Genomic DNA, 16,195 nt, shown 5'->3' on the forward strand with positions numbered 1-16,195 from the left:
CACTACATGACCTTTATCGACGAGGCGCAGGGTGGGTCCGCGGGCGAGCCGACAGGAGAGCCGACGGACGCACGCGGGCGCGTGGCCGAGCTGCACGAGATCCGTGCGCGGGCTCTGGCCGGCCCCAGCGAGAAGGCCACCGAGGCGCAGCACGCCAAGGGCAAGCTGACCGCCCGGGAGCGCATCGAACTGCTCCTCGACCCGGACTCCTTCAACGAGGTCGAGCAGCTGCGCCGGCACCGCGCGACCGGCTTCGGCCTGGAGGCCAAGAGGCCGTTCACCGACGGTGTCATCACCGGCTGGGGCACGGTGGAGGGCCGTACGGTCTTCGTGTACGCCCATGACTTCCGCATCTTCGGCGGCGCGCTCGGTGAGGCTCACGCCACGAAGATCCACAAGATCATGGACATGGCCATCGCGGCCGGGGCTCCGCTCGTCTCGCTCAACGACGGTGCGGGTGCCCGTATCCAGGAAGGTGTCAGTGCCCTCGCCGGGTACGGCGGCATCTTCCAGCGCAACACCAGGGCTTCGGGGGTCATCCCGCAGATCAGCGTGATGCTCGGCCCGTGTGCGGGCGGCGCGGCCTACAGCCCCGCCCTCACCGACTTCGTCTTCATGGTCCGCGAGACCTCGCAGATGTTCATCACCGGACCGGACGTCGTCAAGGCGGTCACCGGCGAGGAGATCACCCAGAACGGCCTCGGCGGCGCCGACGTGCACGCCGAGACGAGCGGCGTCGCGCACTTCGCGTACGACGACGAGGAGACCTGCATCGCCGAGGTCCGCTACCTCCTCGCGATGCTCCCGCAGAACAACCGCGAGAACCCGCCGCGCGTCGCGTCCGAGGACCCGGCCGACCGGCGCAGCGAGATCCTGCTGGACCTCGTTCCCGCCGACGGCAACCGGCCGTACGACATGGCCAAGGTCATCGAGGAGATCGTCGACGACGGCGACTACCTGGAGATCCACGAGCGTTGGGCCCGCAACATCATCTGCGCGCTTGGCCGGCTGGACGGCCAGGTCGTCGGCATCGTCGCCAACCAGCCGCAGAGCCTCGCCGGGGTCCTGGACATCGAGGCGTCGGAAAAAGCTGCACGGTTTGTCCAGATGTGCGACGCTTTTAACATCCCGATCGTCACGCTGCTGGATGTCCCCGGCTTCCTGCCGGGCGTCGACCAGGAGCACGGCGGAATCATCCGGCACGGCGCGAAGCTGCTCTACGCCTACTGCAACGCGACCGTTCCGAGGATCTCGCTGATCCTGCGCAAGGCGTACGGAGGCGCGTACATCGTCATGGACAGCCAGTCCATCGGCGCCGACCTCACCTATGCCTGGCCGACGAACGAGATCGCCGTGATGGGCGCCGAAGGTGCCGCCAACGTCATCTTCCGCCGTCAGATCGCGGACGCCGAGGACTCCGAGGCGATGAGGGCTCGGATGGTCAAGGAGTACAAGTCCGAGCTGATGCACCCCTACTACGCCGCCGAGCGCGGACTGGTCGACGACGTCATCGACCCGGCCGAGACCCGTTCGGTACTCATCAGGTCGCTCGCGATGCTGCACACCAAGCACGCCGATCTGCCCTCGCGAAAGCACGGCAACCCCCCGCAGTGATCCCGCTCGGTAACCCAGCGGATCCTTCGCGGTCCATCCGCGGAAACCTCTCTCACGGAGACTGTGACCTATGAACACCTCTGACATTCGCGTCGAGAAGGGCCATGCCGAGCCCGAGGAAGTCGCCGCCATCACGGCGATCCTCCTGGCCCGCGCGGCAGCAGCCCCGGTGGCGCCTGTGGCCCACCGGCGCCCGAAGGCCGGCTGGCGCCGCCTGGAGCGCGAGGGTGGCTTCCGCGCGCCGCACAGCTGGCACTGAGCCTTCTTGAACCTGGGTTGTGAAAGGGCCCCCTTCCGCGGTGCGGGAGGGGGCCCTTTCGTGTGCGCGTCGGCTGCGGGCCGGTGGGGGGAAGCCTAAAGACAGGGGCGCAGCCCCGTCTTTGGGGGCGCGGGGAACTGCGCGACAAGCTACTGGGCTGCCGCAGACGGCGTACAACCGTCCGTGGCAGCCCAGTAGCCGAAAACCACCTACTACCGCAGGCGCGCCATCAGCGCGTGCTCCACAAGCGTGATGAGCGCGCTCTTCGCGTCCGCCCGATGCCGCGCGTCCGTCGTGATGATCGGCGTGTCCGGGCCGATCTGGAGCGCCTCCCGGACCTCGTCCGGGTTGTACGGCTGGTTGCCGTCGAATCCGTTCAGGGCGATCACAAAGGGAAGCCCCGAGTTCTCGAAGTAGTCGACCGCCGGGAAGCAGTCAGCGAGGCGCCTCGTGTCAACGAGGACGATCGCGCCGATCGCGCCCCGCACCAGGTCGTCCCACATGAACCAGAAGCGGTCCTGGCCGGGCGTACCGAAGAGGTACAGGATCAGGTCCTGGTCCAGGGTGATACGGCCGAAGTCCATTGCCACCGTCGTGGTGGTCTTGTCCCCCGTGTGCGTGAGGTCGTCGATACCCGCGGACGCGGACGTCATCACGGCCTCGGTACGCAGCGGATTGATCTCCGAGACGGCCCCGACGAACGTGGTCTTGCCCACGCCGAAGCCGCCCGCCACCACGATTTTCGCGGACGTGGTGGAGCGGGAAGGCCCTCCGCTAGAGCTTGCGAAGTCCACTGAGCACCCTTTCGAGCAAAGTCACGTCTGGCTGGCCGCCGGCGTTCTCGTCGCCGCCGGGCTGATGAATGGCGACCAGGCCTGCCTCCGCCAAGTCGGCGACGAGGATCCTGGCCACGCCGAGGGGGATGGTCAGCAACGCCGAGATTTCGGCCACCGACTTGATCTCTCGGCAGAGGTTGCAGATCCGCTGATGCTCGGGCAACTGGCCCTGCATCTGGTGCGGCTGCGCAGTGGTGTGCACCAGCGCCTCGATGGCGAGCTGGTAACGCGGCCGGGTACGGCCGCCGGTCATCGCGTAGGGGCGTACCAGCGGATTGCTGGCACCCCCCGCGGGCGACGGTTCGGGGGAGCGCCGCTGCGGCTGTACAGGCTGGATGCGCGGCGCCGGCGGCTGGTCGTACGGCGACGGCCCGGGACCCTGCGGGTTCTGGGGCGCGTACGGCTGCTGCCGACGGTGGCTCGGTGCGGAGGGGAAGTTGTACCGGTTCTGGTCACCCTGACCCTGGCCCTGACCCTGGCCAGGGCCGTACGACCAGTTGCCCGAGGACGAACCGCCTGGGGGTGTTGCCACTTTCTTCTCCTCCTCCGACTGTGCCGGGCACCGCATCACTGTGGCGCCGCGTCCGAAACCTACCGTCCCGGGACGCCAAAACGCACCGTCTGACTGCTAGTTGAGAAGGCTCCCTTGGAGCTCCGCACGCAGATCGGGTGTCAGGACCGTACCGGCACGGTCGACCAGAAGTGCCATCTCGTACCCAATGAGACCGATGTCGGCCTCCGGATGTGCGAGGACCGCGAGCGAGGAACCGTCGGAGACGGACATGATGAAGAGGAATCCCCGCTCCATCTCCACAACTGTCTGGTTCACGCTGCCGCCCTCGAAGATGCGCGAGGCACCCGCGGTGAGGGAGGTCAGACCGGAGGCGACAGCGGCGAGCTGGTCCGCACGGTCTCGCGGAAAACCTTCGGACATCGCCAGAAGGAGTCCGTCGGCGGAGACCACCACCGTGTGGGACACCCCAGGGGTGTTGTCCACGAAGTTGGTGATCAACCAGTTCAGGTTCTGCGCCGCCTGGCTCATCGGGCTCACACTAACGCTCCTGGTTGTAGGTGCTGTCAGGCCCACCGTGGTGATTCCTGGTGGCCTGGCCGTTCGTGTCACTACCTGCGGTGCGTCCCCGCTGGACGCCCTGGCGCAGGTTGCTCAACCTGCCCCGGATGTCCTCGGGAGCGCGGGAGACCGACGGACCGCCCTGGGGAGTCGCTTCCGCGGCACCCTCGATCAGGTTGGCCTTCGGTACCCGGCGCGGCAGGCCGGAGGAGGTTACCCCGCCCGCCTTGGGCTTGCGGAGCTGTGACGCCTGCTGCCAGCGCTCGTCGTTGGCCGAGCGCCAGTCGTCGGGACCGGTTCCGTTGCCGTTCGCGTTGCCGTTCGTACTGCCGTTCTGCTCCGCGGGCGCGGGGGCCGGCGCCGGAGTCTCCTGGCCCACGTGCTGCCGGGAGGTGCCGTTGCTGGTGCCGCTCGCGGTGGATCCACGGCGGGGGAGCCCGGCATCGGTCAACGCATGCGGGGCGGAGGGGGCCGGTCCCGGACGCTCGAAGCCTACGTGATTCCGCTCACTCACGTCAGCGGCCTGCGCGGACTCCGTTTCCGGAGCGTACTCGGCGCGGTGCCCGTTCTGGTAACCGTCCGGCTGCGGCCAGTCATCCTGGTAGCGCCGCTCCTCGAAGGCCGAGAAGCTCTCCGGGGCGGAGGCGTGCGCCGGTGCGGGCTCTTCCTGGCCGGGCTCCGGGTACGAGGGCTCCGGGTAGCCGCCGGTGCCGTTCGCGGACGGGTAGCCGCCGTTCGTCGACGGGTAGTCGCTGCCGGCCGAGGTGAAGTCGTCCGTCTGCGGGAAGCCGTTGCCCCCGTTGTAGTACGGCTCCTCGTACGACGGCTGCTGCTCCTCGTACGCCGTCTGCTGGTCGTAGCCCGTGAAGGGCTCCTCCAGGGCCGGGGTCCGGCCGTTCGGCGCCGCGGAGAAGTCGTCGCCGTACGCGGGGACCTCGCCGGCCTCCGGGCTGCCCGGCTCGCGGGGCGGCGTCTGGGCCTCCAGCTGCGCCCGGCGCTCCTCGCGCATCAGGGAGCGGCCGACGGGGTCCAGCTCGCGTATGTCGTCCGGGACCTCGGTGTAGCGGCTGTCGTCGAAGCCCAGCTCGGCCGCCGTACGCATCGGCTGCTGCTGGACGGCTCCGAAGCTCTCGCCGATGTACTGCTGCTGCTGCGGCTGCTGCTCCGGGATGATCTGCGAGACGGTGAACTCGTCGCGCTGCAGCTGCTGCTCGCCACCGCCACCGTGGGTGATGGCGTCCGGGAGCATGACCAGCGAGGTCGTACCGGCCTGCTCGCCCGAGGGGCGGAGCTGGACGCGGATGCCGTGCCGGTCGGACAGCCGGCCGACCACGAACAGGCCCATGCGCTGGGAGATCGCGGCGTCCACGGTCGGCGGGTTGGCCAGCTTGTGGTTGATGTCCGCGAAGTCCTCGGCGGTGAGGCCGATGCCCTTGTCGTGGATCTCGACCATGATGCGGCCGTCGGGAAGACGGGTCGCCGTGACGCGGACCTTCGTCTGGGGAGACGAGAAGGTCGTGGCGTTCTCCAGCAGCTCCGCCAGCAGGTGCACGAGGTCGGTGACCGCGCGGCCGTGGATCTCGGCCTCCGGTACGCCCGACAGCTCGATGCGCTCGTACTGCTCCACCTCGGAGGAGGCGGCGCGCAGGACGTCGACCAGCGGGACCGGCTGGTCCCAGCGGCGGCCCGGCTCCTCGCCGGCGAGGACCAGGAGGTTCTCGCCGTTGCGGCGCATACGGGTCGCGAGGTGGTCCAGGCGGAAGAGGTTCTCCAGCTGGTCCGGGTCGGCCTCGTTGTTCTCCAGGTCGGTGATCAGGGTCAGCTGGCCCTCGATCAGGGACTGGTTGCGGCGCGACAGGTTGGTGAAGATCGCGTTGATGTTGCCCCGCAGCAGGGCCTGCTCGGCGGCCAGTCGGACCGCCTCGCGGTGGACCTGGTCGAAGGCGCGGGCGACCTCGCCGATCTCGTCCGTGGTGTTGATGGGGATGGCGGCGACCCGGGTGTCGACGCGACCGGGGTCGGTGCGCGAGAGCTGGTCGACCAGCATCGGCAGGCGCTGCTCGGCGATACCGAAGGCGGCGTTGCGCAGCTGGCGCATCGCGCGGCTCATCTGGCGGGCGACCATGCCGGCCAGGATGAACGCGGCGAGCAGGGCGACCACGACGGCCGCACCCACGATGATCGCGTCCTGCTTGGCGTCGTCGGAGATGCTGGACGCCTCGGCCACCGCGGACTTGGAGAGGTCCGACTCCAGCTTGAGGTACGCGTTGTACTTCAGCGTGTTGACCGCCCACCAGTTCTGGGGCGTGACGCCGCTCGCCGCGAGCTGGGCGCGGGCACTGGCCTCGGTCGAGGGGAGCGCGGCCAGGGACGAGATCATCTTGGTGGGGTCGGCCGGCGGCGCGACATACGTCTCGCCCTTGGCCGCGGCGGCCTGAGCGGCCTGCTCGGCCATCTCCTTGCCGGTGGCCGTGACCTGGGCGGTCGCGTCCTCCAGCTTCTTGGCGTCCTCGGCGGTACCGCCCGCGATGTACTCCGCGATGGCGATCCGCTCCAGGTACGCGTACGAGGAGAGCGCGATGCGCTGGGCCTGGAAGCTGCTCTGGTCGGGGCCCGGCTTGATCAGCAGGTGCATACCGATGGAACGCTCCAGCGACACGGAGGCCTTGGTGAGCGAGATCGCGTACACGGTCCGGCCGTAGGCGGTGATGTTGCCCGTGCCCAGGCCCAGCTCGTTGGAGAACTCCATCAGCGTGTGCGTGATGGCGGTGTAGCTCTCCTCGGACTGCACACCGGTGAGCTTCGAGGTGTAGGCCGCCGCGCGGACCTGCTCCAGCTGGGGCTCGACCTCGCGGAACAGCTTCAGTCGGCGCTCGACGCTCGGCTTGTCCGGGATGCTCTGCGCGGCGGTGTCGAAGGCGTCGGCGGCCTTGTCGGTGGCCGCGCGGGCCTTCACTACCGTCGCGTCGTCCTGGCCCTTGCCCTGGAGCAGGGGCGCCGCGGTGATGTCGCGCTCCTGGAAGAGCGCGTCGCCGTAGACCAGGGCGGCCTGCACGAGGCGCGCGGTCTTCTCCGCGTCCTCGGCCTCCTGCCAGGTGTCGATCGAACTCTTCACCTGGAAGCCGCCCATGACGAGGCCGACCACCACGGGTATGAGCAGAATCGCGTTCAGCCTGGTCGGCACGCGCCAGTTGCGCGGGGAGAAACGGCTGCCGCTCGGAGCGGGTGGCGCCATCGGCTCCGAGCCGGGCACAGGGGCGGGCGCCGCTCCGCGCGGCGGCGGGGTGAAGTTGCCCCGGGCCGACGGCTCGGGACCGTTCTTGCTTCGCCTCACTCGACCAACAACCTCTCGGCGGAAGGCACCAACGTTGTGCCGCAGTCTCTCAGAGCCGGTAAGTCAAAGACCCCCGGTGGGGGTACGTCTTTGACTATTAGGCAGTTCAGGCATTCCAGCACGTCAGCCTTCGCTCTTCCAAACAGTGGAATGCGAAGATCCGTAGTGATGTAAGCCCCAGATAAAACGGTCATAAAGAACGAGCCCCGCCAAAAGGCGGGGCCGATGTGAGCACAGCGAGACCAGGTGACCGCGACGCGTGGCCGTACCACCAGATATCTCTGTCGAAACGTTATGAACACCGGGGCCGACCGTGTCAAAGGCCACAGTCGGCTCCGGTGTATCTACGACAACTGCCGTACGGCATCGTTGACTTGGTTACCGAAGGCGCGCCATGAGCGCGTGCTCGACCAGCGTGATCAGCGCACTCTTGGCATCCGAGCGGTGCCGGGCGTCCGTCGTGATGATCGGCGCGTCCGGGCCGATCTGGAGCGCCTCACGCACCTCTTCGGGGTTGTACGGCTGGTGCCCGTCGAAGCCGTTGAGGGCGATGACGAACGGCAGGCCGCTGTTCTCGAAATAGTCGACCGCGGGAAAACAGTCCGCGAGCCGGCGGGTGTCGACCAGGACCACGGCGCCGATCGCGCCGCGCACCAGGTCGTCCCACATGAACCAGAAACGGTCCTGGCCCGGCGTACCGAAGAGGTACAGGATCAGGTCCTGGTCCAGGGTGATACGGCCGAAGTCCATGGCCACCGTGGTGGTGGTCTTGTCCCCGGTGTGGGTGAGGTCGTCGATGCCCGCCGAGGCGGACGTCATCACGGCCTCGGTACGCAGCGGGTTGATCTCCGAGACGGCGCCCACGAACGTGGTCTTGCCGACGCCGAAGCCACCCGCGACCACGATCTTCGCGGAGGTGGTCGCCCGGCCCCCGTCAGAGCTTGCGAAGTCCACTGAGCACCCTTTCGAGCAGTGTCACCGCTGGTGCACCGCCGTTGTTCTCGTCGCCGCCCGGCTGGTGGATGGCGACCAGTCCGGCCTCGGCGAGGTCCGCGACCAGGATGCGGGCCACGCCGAGCGGCATGGTGAGGAGCGCAGACACCTCTGCCACCGACTTGACCTCACGGCACAGATGGCAGATGCGCTGGTGCTCGGGGAGCAGTCCCATGAGCGCCGCCGGGTCGGCCGTGGTGCTGATCAGGGCCTCGATGGCGAGCTGGTAGCGCGGCCGGGTCCGGCCGCCGGTCATGGCGTAGGGCCGTACCAGCGGCTGGTCGCCCTCGTCCTCGTACGTATGAGCGTACGGATCGTGAGAGGCGGTGGGCGGGGTCATGAATCCTCCGGGCGGGACAGCGTCGGTCAGTCGTGCCGTCTGACATGGCCGGTGGGGGGATTGTGTCGGCCGGACGGTGTTTTGGTGAGACGGGTGGATCCGGAGCGGTCAGTGGAGCAGACTGCCCTGTAGTTCGGCGCGCAGGTCCGGGGTGAGCACTGCGCCCGCCCGGTCGACCAGGAGCGCCATCTCGTAGCCGACAAGGCCGATGTCGCAGTCCGGGTGGGAGAGGACCGCCAGAGACGATCCGTCCGAGACGGACATGAGGAAGAGGAAACCCCGCTCCATCTCGACGACCGTCTGGGCCACCGTGCCGCCCTCGAAGATGCGCGAGGCACCCGCGGTGAGCGAGGTGAGCCCGGAGGCGACGGCGGCGAGCTGGTCGGCGCGGTCCCGCGGGAAGCCTTCCGACATCGCCAGAAGGAGACCGTCGGCGGACACGACGACGGTGTGGGACACACCCGGGGTGTTGTCCACGAAGTTGGTTATCAACCAGTTGAGGTTTTGTGCCGCCTGGCTCATCTGGCTCAACTAACGCTCCTGCTGGTGAGTGGGGCTGGGGAAGCTGCCCGTCTGGTCGGAGCCGGTACCGGCCTGCCGACCCTGGGCGATGCCCCTACGGAGATTGGTCAGCCGGCCGCGCACGTCATCGGGCGCGCGTGAGACCGCAGGACCGCTTTGGTGCTGTTGCTGCTGAGCCGTACCCGGTACGAGGTTCGCACGCGGGACCCGGCGCGGAAGGCCGGAAGTCGTGACGCCACCGGCGGCCGGCTGGCGGACGCGCTCGGCCTGCCGGATCAGCTCGTCGTTGGGCGAGCTGCGCCAGGAGCTGGTCGCGGTCGGCGCGGTCGCCGGACGCGGGGGAGTCGGCGCGGAGGACGGCTGCGAGGGAGCCGAACCGTTCCCGTTGCCATTGCTGACGCCGTTGCTGCTGACGCCGTTGCCGTTGGTCTGCGGTCGGCCGCCCTGCTGACCCTGCCCGTGGAACCAGTTGGTCTCCAGGGTGTCGTACAGCGGCGTCCGTCCGTCACCGGGGCCGGCCGGCGGCAGTGCCTCCGGCTGCGGCGGGCGCGGCGGGACCGGCGGACGTGAGCCGCCGAGGTCGCCGGGGCCACGCCCTGCGCCCGGCTGCGGGCGCTCGAACTGGCCGGTGGACGACGGGTCCTGCTGGCGGCGCGGCACCGGACCCCGGCTGTCGAAGGGGGCCGGCGGCGCGGGGAACTGGCCGGTCGAGCCGGAGTCGTACCCGGTCGGCGCGGGGAACTGGCCCGTGGAACCGTTGTCGTACGAGGGCGGGGTGAACTGCCCGTTGTGCGACGGGTTCTGCGGGCTCTGCTGGCCGCCGGGCGGGGTGCCGAAGACGTCCGAGCGGACGAACGACCCGGTGTTCTGCTGGCCGTTGGTGTCGGCGGGGCCGAAGCCGGGGCCGGCGAACTGACCGGTGTCCGAAGGACCGCCCGGACGCGGGGCGTTGAAGTCGGGGCGGGCGAACTCGGAGGTGGCGGCCGGGTTCTGGAGATCGTCGATGCGCGGAAGCGCCGGCATCTCCGAGGTCGCGGCCGGGTCCTGGCGGCTGTCGATGCGTGGCATCCGCGAGGTGGAGTCCGGCTCCTCGTGACCGCGCGGGGTGTCCAGCGAGGCACGCGGCACCGGGGGCTGCGCGTTCTCGTCGCTCCAGCTCGGCCGCGACGGCGCGTTGCCGTTGCCGCCGGGCAGCTCCGGACGCGCCGCACCGCCACGCGGCGAAAGCTGCGGACGGCGACCGCCGCCCTGGCCTTCCGGGCGCTGCGGGGGTACGGGGCCACGCGAGCCGCCGAAGCCGTCCTGACGTGAGGTGTTGTTGCCGAAGGCGTCCTGGCCCTGCCGCGCGCCCGGAACGTCGCCGAAGCCACCGGCGGCCTGCATGCCCTGCGGAGCACCCGGCGCCTGGCCGCCGAAGCCGCTCAGACCGCCCGCACCCGCACCGGCCGGAGCCGGCCTGCCGCCCTGCTGAGGGGCGCCCGGACCCTGCGGTCCACGCGGCGCTCCGCCCGGTCCACCCGGGCGACCGCCCGCGTCCCGGCCGGGCAGCGCGGCCCGCGGTCCCTGGCCGGAGCCGACCTGACCGCGCGGAGCACCACCGGCGCCGAGGAGTCCGCCACCGGCGGGAGCACCCTGGCCGGCGCCCCGGCGGGCCGCGGCCACACCGGCGGCGGCCTGCGCGGCGGCGGGACCGCCCGCGGGAGCACCCTGGCCGGGCTTGCCCGGAGCGGGCTTCTTGCCGCCCTGGGCGACATCGACGGGGAGCATGACCAGCGCGGTCGTACCACCGGAGTCGGAGGGCCGCAGCTGGATCCGGATGCCGTGGCGCTGCGAGAGGCGGCCGACCACGAACAGACCCATGCGGCGGGAGACCGACACGTCCACGGTGGGCGGTGCGGCGAGCCGCTCGTTGATCGCCGCGAGGTCCTCGGGCGAGAGGCCGATGCCGGTGTCGTGGATCTCGATCAGGACGCGGCCGTCGGGCAGCGCGTGACCGGTGACCTTGACCTTGGTCTGCGGGGAGGAGAACGACGTGGCGTTCTCCAGCAGCTCGGCGAGCAGGTGCACGAGGTCGTTGACGACCCGGCCGGCCACTTCGGTGGTCGGCACGGACGACAGTTCGATGCGCTCGTACTGCTCCACCTCGGAGGCGGCGGCGCGGAGCACGTCGACCAGCGGGACCGGACGGGTCCAGCGGCGGCCTGGCTCCTCACCGGCGAGGACGAGGAGGTTCTCGCCGTTCCGGCGCATACGGGTCGCGAGGTGGTCGAGCTTGAAGAGGGAGGACAGCTGGTCCGGGTCGGCCTCGCGGGACTCCAGTTCGGAGATGAGCGAGAGCTGACGCTGGATGAGGCCCTGGGAGCGGCGCGAGAGGTTGGTGAACATCGCGTTGACGTTGCCTCGCAGGAGGGCCTGCTCGGCGGCGAGGCGGACGGCCTCGCGGTGCACGTCGTCGAAGGCCGCGGCCACCTGGCCGATCTCGTCCCGGGAGTGCACACCGACCGACTCGACGGAGGTGTCGACGTCCTGCGGGTCCGACTCCGACAGCTGCTTGACCAGCTCGGGCAGCCGGTCCTGGGCGACCTTGGTCGCGGTGTCCTGGAGCCGGCGCAGCGAGCGGATCATGGACCGGGCGACGACGAACGCGCCGACCAGCGAGACACCGAGGACGAGGAGGATCAGCGCACCGGAGACGATCGCTTCCTGCTCGGCCTCGTTGCGCAGTTCACGAGCCTTCTGCTCCATCTCGTTGAGCAGCGTCAGCTCGATCTTCTTCATCTGCAGGATCTTGGCCGAGTCGTCGTCGATCCAGTCCTTGTAGGAGCGCTTCTGCAGCCCCTGGATGCCGTCCCTGCTCTGCAGGATGCGCTTGGCGTAGAGGTCGGCCGCGGTGATCGTCGGGTTGCCCTCGTCGATCGACTGGAGAAGCTCCTCCGCGCCGTTGCCGTAGATGCTCTTGAAGCTCCGGAGTTCGGAGTCCTGGCTGCTCAGCGCCGAGTCGGCGTAGAGCCGGTCGTTCTCCGAGAGGTCGCCGACCGTCTTGTTGTCCTCGGGCAGCGCCGCCGCGATGACCGCGCGCTGGATGGACGCGTACTCCTTGGCCGAGGAGAAGGCGGCCAGGGAGCGGGTGCGCGTGATCATCTCGGGGTTGCTGGTCGCCTCGGCCATGTCCTGGGAGAGGTCGAGCAGCTGGGTGACGAGCCGGTGGTAGGACTCGACCGTCTGCGTCGAGTTGTCCCGGTCCTCGTAGGCGCTGCTGCGGATCTCGCTGAGGTTCGCCAGCTCACCGACGAGACCCACCAGGCTGTCGCGGACGCCTTCCAGGTTGCCGCTCTTGCTGGCGGTGTCGATCTCCTCGGCACCGTCGATGAAGTTGGCGAGGGCCCGGTCGGTCTTCTCGCGTACGCCCTTGACGCTGTAGTCGTTGGCGGGCGCGCCGTGGGCGAGGGGACCGGCCGACTGGTCGCGTTCCTCCTGGAGCGCGGCGGACAGCTCGGTCGCCTGCTTGGTGATGTCGGTCAGCAGCCGCATGTTGTCGAGCTGCTGGATGTCGTCCATGTTGTCGCTGATGCGCAGCGCACCGAGCGAGGTCGCGGCGACCACGGGGAGCGCGAGCAGCGAGACCAGACGGGTCGAGATACGCCAGTTGCGCAGAGCTATTCGCGTACCGGGGCCGCTCGGTCCCTTGGCGGGCTTCACCGGTGGCGCGGCGGGCGCGGGAGGGCCGGTGACCGCGCCCTTGCCGCCGGGTCCGCCCGGTCCGCCGGGCGCGCCACTGCCGAGGCGCGTCGACCGCTCGCCGTTGTCGCCGGTCAGAGCTGCCTGGCCCGGGTTCTGGGCGTGCTGGGGGGAGGAACCGTTACCGGCTCCGTTGTGTGGCTCCGGCTCCGCCGAAGCGCTGCCATCCCTCTTGAAACGTCCCTGCACTAGCGTCGCAACCTCTGGACCAGGCGCCCCTCCGCGTGAACGGACGGACGGTGTCGGCGTATAGGGGGCGCCCTGAAATACGCCCCCCATGGTGGTCGTTGAGTAACCCGGCGCTGGTTCCCCCTTACGTGCCGCCGCTCGGCGCTGCTTCGCGCCCCCTGTGCGCCGGCTCGTATCCCGCGGCGGTCCGTGGAATTCCAGCACAGTGCCGGATCTCCAACAAGGCCAATGGGTCACGGTGTGACGACGATGACGCCTTGTGAGCGGTGCGTCACGAGGCGTGTGGAGCGATCCGTTGCATAACGGACCAAATTCCACGAGTCGCATGGATAGTCGTGGTGTCCAGGTCGCCATGATCAGGAGCGGAATGAGGGCTTCAGTGAAGCAATGTCCGTTTCGTAGGGGGACGCTGGAGGCCTGAATTGACCGGTTTGCCCATGGGCTCGTGAGCAAACTCACACGCCGTTCAAGGGGTCTCCGTGACTTACCCAGGGAATCGGATGTTTAGCCTGACGCTTTACAGGGATGGCAAATCCGACAACCCGCGCACGGCCGACGGCTCTCCGCCCCGCCGAGCGCCCGGACACGACAGGGTCGAGGACTACAACAGTGAAGACGACGACGATGTTCCGCAACATCGCAAACCCGCGGCGCACGACGCTGGCCCACCTCACGGACGCCGACGAACTGACGCCCGTCGAGCAGCCGGAACACGCCGTAGACCTCCCCACCCAGACCGCCAACCCCCGCCGCACCATCCTCATGGAAGCCCCGGTCGCGGCCTCCGTCGCCGAGTAGTACGCACGAGCGCCGCCCGGTTGTTCAGGGCGGCCCCTGTGAATGCCTGTGTGTCAAGGGCGCCTCTGCCCCTCGTACCCGCTTTCCGGCGGTACGAAGGTCACGGGCGCCCTCGCCTTATTGCGCGAGGCGCCCGTCCACGGCGCGTTAGCCTGGAGCGTCAGACTCCAGCCGGACCAGCAGAGGGGCGCAGGAATCCCGTGCGCATCGCCAGATTCTCCATCGACGGGAACGTCGCCTTCGGCGCGGTCGAGGGCGACAAGCCGGACGAACTAGTCCTCGACATCATCAAGGGCATCCCGTTCGCCGACTTCGAACTCTCCGGCACGAAGGTCCCCCTCGACAAGGTCCGGCTGCTGCCGCCGGTGCTCCCCAACAAGGTCGTCGCCTACGGCCGCAACTACGCGGAGCACGCGCGGGAACTGGGCAACGAGGTGCCCGACGCCCCGTTCGCCTTCTTCAAGCCGTCCACCTCGGTGATCGGCTCCGGCGACGACATCCAGTACCCCTCCTTCACCGAGGAACTGCACCACGAGGCCGAACTCGCCGTGGTCATCAGCCGGATGTGCCGCGAGGTCCCGCGCGAGCGCGTCAAGGACGTCATCCTCGGCTACACCTGCGCCAACGACATCACCGCGCGGGACGTCCAGAAGCGCGAGAAGCAGTGGGCGCGGGCGAAGGGCTTCGACACCAGCTGCCCCCTCGGCCCCTGGGTGGAGACGGACCTCGACCCCTCCGACCTCACGATCCAGCTCACGGTCAACGGCCAACAGCGCCAACTGGGCCGCACCAGCGAGATGATCCACTCCATCGAGGACCTGATCGTCAACATCACCGAGGCCATGACGCTGCTCCCCGGCGACGTGATCCTCACGGGCACCCCGGCAGGCGTCGGACCGCTCACCGTCGGCGACGAGGTCGCCGTCACCATCGAAGGCATCGGCACTCTCACCAACAAGGTTGTCAAGCGTGGCTAGCGCACCCGCCCCCGCCGTCCGAGTACGGTTCTGCCCGTCGCCCACCGGTAACCCCCACGTGGGCCTGGTCCGTACGGCCCTGTTCAACTGGGCCTACGCCCGCCACACCGGCGGCACGTTCGTCTTCCGCATCGAGGACACCGACGCGGCCCGCGACTCGGAGGAGTCGTACGAGCAGCTGCTGTCCTCGCTGCGCTGGCTGGGCTTCGACTGGGACGAGGGCCCCGAGATCGGCGGCCCGCACGCGCCGTACCGCCAGTCGCAGCGCATGGACACCTACAAGGACGTGGCGGCCAAGCTCCTGGAAGCGGGCCACGCGTACTACTGCTACTGCTCCACGGAGGAGCTGGACACCCGCCGCGACGCCGCCCGCGCGGCCGGCAAGCCTTCTGGGTACGACGGCCACTGCCGCGCCCTGACCGACGAGCAGGTGTCCGCGTACACCGCCGAGGGCCGCACACCGATCGTCCGCTTCCGGATGCCCGACGAGACGATCACCTTCACGGACCTGGTCCGCGGCGAGATCACGTACCTCCCGGAGAACGTTCCGGACTACGGGATCGTACGAGCCAACGGAGCCCCGCTCTACACGCTCGTGAACCCGGTCGACGACGCGCTGATGGAGATCACGCACGTCCTGCGAGGCGAGGACCTGCTGTCGTCGACGCCGCGGCAGGTCGCCCTGTACAAGGCGCTGATCGAGCTGGGCATCGCGAAGCAGATCCCCTCCTTCGGCCACCTGCCGTACGTGATGGGCGAGGGCAACAAGAAGCTCTCGAAGCGCGACCCCGAGTCGTCCCTGAACCTCTACCGGGAGCGCGGCTTCCTCCCCGAGGGACTCCTCAACTACCTCTCCCTCCTCGGCTGGTCGCTCTCGGCCGACCAGGACGTCTTCACGATCGACGAGATGGTCGCCGCCTTCGACGTGACGGACGTCAACCCCAACCCGGCCCGCTTCGACCTGAAGAAGTGCGAGGCGATCAACGCCGACCACATCCGGCTGCTGGACGTGAAGGACTTCACGGAGCGCTGCGCACCCTGGCTCCAGGCGCCCTTCGCGCCCTGGTCGCCGGAGGACTTCGACGAGGCGAAGTGGCAGGCGATCGCCCCGCACGCCCAGACCCGCCTGAAGGTCCTCTCGGAGATCACGGACAACGTCGACTTCCTGTTCCTCCCGGAGCCGGCCACCGACGAGGCGTCCTGGACGAAGGCGATGAAGGAAGGCAGCGACGCGCTCCTGATCACGGCGAGGGAGAAGCTGGAGGCGGCCGACTGGACGTCCCCCGAGTCCCTGAAGGAGGCCGTCCTGGCCGCAGGCGTGGCCCACGGCCTCAAGCTCGGCAAGGCCCAGGCCCCGGTCCGCGTAGCCGTCACCGGCCGCACGATCGGCCTGCCCCTCTTCGAGTCCCTGGAAGTCCTGGGCAAGCAGAAGACGCTGACACGGATCGACGCGGCACTGGCGAAGCTGGCGGCGTAGTACGGCAGCTGGGAGGGCGGCACCCGGTCGGGGCGCCGCCCTCCGG

At 69.4% G+C, this 16,195-nt stretch carries 13 protein-coding genes; 5 read left to right on the forward strand and 8 right to left on the reverse strand.

Translation table 11 applies throughout. From position 1 onward, the window contains the following. The first annotated feature begins 6 nt into the window (after positions 1-6). A complete protein-coding gene (locus tag ACWDR4_RS01405; protein WP_450402375.1) occupies positions 7-1,614 on the forward strand; it encodes an acyl-CoA carboxylase subunit beta in 1,608 nt (535 codons plus the stop codon). Between the two features lie 70 nt (positions 1,615-1,684). Continuing rightward, on the forward strand, positions 1,685-1,873 hold the full coding sequence (locus ACWDR4_RS01410) for an acyl-CoA carboxylase subunit epsilon (protein ID WP_405822595.1): 189 nt from the start codon (positions 1,685-1,687) through the stop codon (positions 1,871-1,873). A gap of 212 nt (positions 1,874-2,085) precedes the next feature. Here the strand turns inward: ACWDR4_RS01410 and ACWDR4_RS01415 are convergent, their stop codons facing one another. From ACWDR4_RS01415 to ACWDR4_RS01450, 8 genes are all read right to left on the reverse strand, one after another. Then, the gene (locus ACWDR4_RS01415; protein ID WP_026248371.1) at positions 2,086-2,667 is read right to left on the reverse strand and encodes a GTP-binding protein; all 582 of its coding nucleotides are present in this window, start codon (positions 2,665-2,667) and stop codon (positions 2,086-2,088) included. Beyond that, the gene (locus ACWDR4_RS01420; RefSeq protein ID WP_450402378.1) at positions 2,648-3,241 is read right to left on the reverse strand and encodes a DUF742 domain-containing protein; all 594 of its coding nucleotides are present in this window, start codon (positions 3,239-3,241) and stop codon (positions 2,648-2,650) included. The genes ACWDR4_RS01415 and ACWDR4_RS01420 overlap by 20 nt, the downstream gene beginning before the upstream one ends. A gap of 96 nt (positions 3,242-3,337) precedes the next feature. Continuing rightward, positions 3,338-3,751, reverse strand: a complete 414-nt coding sequence (locus ACWDR4_RS01425) for a roadblock/LC7 domain-containing protein (RefSeq protein ID WP_005479603.1) — start codon at positions 3,749-3,751, stop codon at positions 3,338-3,340. Between the two features lie 10 nt (positions 3,752-3,761). Beyond that, positions 3,762-7,115: a nitrate- and nitrite sensing domain-containing protein gene (locus ACWDR4_RS01430; protein ID WP_450402380.1), complete on the reverse strand. Its 3,354-nt coding sequence runs from the start codon at positions 7,113-7,115 to the stop codon at positions 3,762-3,764. A gap of 378 nt (positions 7,116-7,493) precedes the next feature. After that, positions 7,494-8,069 (reverse strand): GTP-binding protein, encoded by a 576-nt coding sequence (locus ACWDR4_RS01435; RefSeq protein WP_006375318.1) that lies wholly within the window; start codon positions 8,067-8,069, stop codon positions 7,494-7,496. Next, positions 8,050-8,448 carry a DUF742 domain-containing protein gene (locus ACWDR4_RS01440; protein ID WP_450402383.1) on the reverse strand — a complete coding sequence of 133 codons (399 nt, stop codon included), beginning with the start codon at positions 8,446-8,448 and terminating at the stop codon, positions 8,050-8,052. The genes ACWDR4_RS01435 and ACWDR4_RS01440 overlap by 20 nt, the downstream gene beginning before the upstream one ends. Before the next feature lie 108 nt (positions 8,449-8,556). After that, complete coding sequence (locus ACWDR4_RS01445; RefSeq protein WP_044471908.1) at positions 8,557-8,970, reverse strand: roadblock/LC7 domain-containing protein; 414 nt, start codon at positions 8,968-8,970, stop codon at positions 8,557-8,559. A 9-nt stretch (positions 8,971-8,979) separates the two neighbouring features. Next, complete coding sequence (locus ACWDR4_RS01450; RefSeq protein ID WP_450402384.1) at positions 8,980-12,897, reverse strand: nitrate- and nitrite sensing domain-containing protein; 3,918 nt, start codon at positions 12,895-12,897, stop codon at positions 8,980-8,982. A gap of 609 nt (positions 12,898-13,506) precedes the next feature. On the opposite strand from ACWDR4_RS01450, the gene ACWDR4_RS01455 reads away from it, so the two are divergent. From ACWDR4_RS01455 to gltX, 3 genes are all read left to right on the forward strand, one after another. Next, on the forward strand, positions 13,507-13,695 hold the full coding sequence (locus tag ACWDR4_RS01455; RefSeq protein WP_450402387.1) for a hypothetical protein: 189 nt from the start codon (positions 13,507-13,509) through the stop codon (positions 13,693-13,695). A gap of 200 nt (positions 13,696-13,895) precedes the next feature. Further along, a complete protein-coding gene (locus ACWDR4_RS01460) occupies positions 13,896-14,672 on the forward strand; it encodes a fumarylacetoacetate hydrolase family protein (protein ID WP_450402388.1) in 777 nt (258 codons plus the stop codon). Further along, positions 14,665-16,149, forward strand: coding sequence for a glutamate--tRNA ligase (gene gltX / locus ACWDR4_RS01465; protein ID WP_450402390.1), 1,485 nt, complete (start codon positions 14,665-14,667; stop codon positions 16,147-16,149). Before ACWDR4_RS01460 ends, gltX begins: the two co-directional genes overlap by 8 nt. The last annotated feature ends 46 nt before the right edge of the window (positions 16,150-16,195 follow it).

This window comes from Streptomyces sp. NPDC000878 (genome assembly GCF_053599695.1).